The organism is Monashia sp. HAY1-5C (assembly GCF_056755255.1).
Window position 1 is genome coordinate 1 of sequence record NZ_JBPGXG010000264.1, and the last position, 1,393, is coordinate 1,393.

2 protein-coding genes are annotated in these 1,393 nt (G+C 74.5%); both read right to left on the reverse strand.

Translation table 11 applies throughout. The annotated features are described in order from the left end of the window. Positions 1 to 16: 16 nt before the first annotated feature. A complete protein-coding gene (locus tag ACR9ZK_RS21545) occupies positions 17 to 547 on the reverse strand; it encodes a hypothetical protein (protein ID WP_481344006.1) in 531 nt (176 codons plus the stop codon). A gap of 33 nt (positions 548 to 580) precedes the next feature. Next, positions 581 to 1,210 (reverse strand): TetR/AcrR family transcriptional regulator, encoded by a 630-nt coding sequence (locus tag ACR9ZK_RS21550; RefSeq protein WP_481344007.1) that lies wholly within the window; start codon positions 1,208 to 1,210, stop codon positions 581 to 583. Positions 1,211 to 1,393: the final 183 nt, after the last annotated feature.

A 1,393-nucleotide genomic window follows, 5' to 3' on the forward strand; every position in this document is an offset into this window, starting at 1 on the left:
TCCGTCGTCGGCAGCGTCAGATGTGTATAAGAGACAGGGGCAGCAGGATGGTGCGGAAGTCCAACGACACCGCCTCGCGGCCCCGGTCGAGGACGGCGAGGTGCCCCGAGCGGCCGACCTGGCTCGAGGGCTGGATGTAGGCGTCGTAGGCCGCGACGAGGGTGTCGCCGGGCGGCTTGCTGAAGGTCAGGTACAGCGTGTCGCCCTCGCGCGTCGAGTCGGAAGGGTCGGGGCGCCAGCCCTGGGTCTCGTAGATGTCGAAGTAGCTCCCCGTGACGGCGAGGGTGATGTCGCCGGTGAACCCGCCGGCCCGGTGCACGCTGACCTCCCAGGGCACGTCCATGCCGGCCCGCGAGGAGGTCGCCCACGTCAGGGTCAGGTCGATGCCGTCGCCCGACACCCGGGTCGTCTGCGTCGTGTCGCCGAGCAGACCGGTGGCGCCGAGGAGGACGACGACGAGCAGCGCCGCCACCGCACCTCGGCGCGACCACGCGCTGGTCCGCGCCGGACCCGGCCCCTCGAGGCCCTCGAGGGTCGAACGCGGCATCTCCACGCTGTCGGTCTAGCACCGCGGCGTGGGTCAGCCGCGCACGACGCGCCGAGCCAGGTCGCTCCATCCCGCCAGGATGCGGTCGCGGTCGACGCCGAGGTCGAGCTGCTGGCGCAGGATCGGCACCTCGAGCGGGGCGAGCAGCGCGGTGGCGAGCACGGGCAGGTCGCCCTCGACGCCGGCCGAGGCGAGGAGCACGCGGACGTGCGCGGTGTGGAAGGCCGCGGCCGGCAGCGACCGGCCGTACCGCCCGACCGCGGCGACGACGAGGTCGCCGTGGAGGAGGTTGCGGTCGAGGCGCGACTCGCCGAAGGCGAGCAGCCGCGTCAACGGCGGGGCGCCGGGCCCGAGCGGCGGGGGTCCGGAGATGACGCGCTGCTGCCAGGTCGTCTCGCTGTGGTCGAGCAGCGCTGCCATGAGCCCGGCCCGGCTGCCGAAACGGCGGAAGACCGTGCCCTTGCCGACGTGGGCGGCCGCCGCGACGGCGTCCATCGTCACGGCGTCGACACCGCACGACTCCACGAGGTGCGTGGCGGCGTCGAGGAGGGCCTCGCGGTTGCGCGCGGCGTCGGCCCGCTCGGGGCGCTCCGGGCGCAGCCCGAGCTCGACGGGCCGCCCGGTCGGGCGTCCGGCGTCGAGGGGCGGGCGGGTGGCTGGCACCCGCCGATCGTAGGCGGAGCGGCGGGCGGCGTCCGCCGGTTTTCCGCATCCCCGAGCCGACGCCGAGCCCGCCCCGAGCCCGCCGCTCCTGTCTCTTATACACATCTCCGAGCCCACGAGAAGGAGCTACATCTGGGGTGGGGTGTTTTTTTTTGGAGAGGGGGGGGGGGGGGGGGGGGGGGG